The following is a 745-nucleotide window of genomic DNA, read 5'->3' on the forward strand; positions in this document are numbered from 1 at the left end:
TTATACGGCGGCTATCTTATATTCGTTCATTATCGGTTTATCCTTTCTATTCGTAAAAATCGCACTGCAAACAGCAGAGCCGTTTGATATTTTGGCGCATCGGTTCACCCTTGCGTTTGCTGCGGCCACTGTACCGATCTTATTCGGCTGGGTAAAGCTATCAATCCGTGTAAAGGACGTCATTGCCATTTTGCCGCTCGCCCTGCTGTATCCCGCGTTATTTTTCAGCTTTCAGGCATTCGGCCTTGTGTACTCGTCCTCCTCTGAAGCGGGAATTATTCAGGCAGCCATTCCGATCTTCACGATGGTCTTTGCCTCTTATGTTTTAAAGGAACGCCCAACGTGGACGCAAAAAGGGTTCACGGTTTTATCCGTTGCCGGCGTCATGTTTATTTTTGTGATGAAAGGCGTTGACGTGGAATCAGCCAGCTTAAAAGGGTCTTTGCTGATCCTATTGTCCGCTTTGTCTTCAGCGATGTACAATACTGCTGCCAGAAAAATGACGCAGCGGTTCAAGCTGACCGAGCTCACCTACATCATGTCAGCCATCGGCTTTGTCGTCTTCAACGCCATCGCCCTTGTGCGTCACGGAGCGGCGGGAACAGTCGGCACTTATTTTCTGCCGTTCCGGGAGCCAGGCTTCGTTCTCGCCATTGTGTATTTGGGCGTGCTGTCTTCACTCGTCACTTCATTTCTGTCTAACTATACGCTGTCGCGAATTGAGGCGTTTAAAATGAGTGCTTTT

At 48.9% G+C, this 745-nt stretch carries 1 protein-coding gene; it reads left to right on the forward strand.

What is annotated here, in order from left to right:
• Positions 1-745: DMT family transporter (locus tag ACWHAR_RS26535; RefSeq protein ID WP_452088356.1), on the forward strand; the 745-nt coding region annotated here is incomplete at both ends.

Source organism: Bacillus sp. LR--39 (genome assembly GCF_053613335.1).